General features: G+C 69.0%; 1 protein-coding gene. It reads left to right on the forward strand.

The window, feature by feature from the left end:
* Positions 1-232: hypothetical protein (locus tag LZ017_RS22005; RefSeq protein WP_241399062.1), on the forward strand; the 232-nt coding region annotated here is incomplete at both ends.

Here is a 232-nt window from a genome sequence, read left to right on the forward strand (position 1 = left end):
GCTCGCGCCAGGTCGCCGGCCTGGGCACCGACCAGGTCGCCGCGCTGGAAACGCAAGACCTGCGTGCGCTAAACACCGCCGCGCTGCGCTCGCTCTCCACCGCGCAGATCGATGCGCTGGGTTCGGCCCAGATCCAGGGCCTGTCCACCGCCCAGGTGGCCAACCTGACCACGGTCCAAGTCAACAACCTCTCCAGCGATGACCTCAACGCGCTGGGCTCCGACCAGATCCG

It is taken from the genome of Pelomonas sp. CA6 (genome assembly GCF_022549225.1).
GTDB lineage: Bacteria > Pseudomonadota > Gammaproteobacteria > Burkholderiales > Burkholderiaceae_C > Roseateles.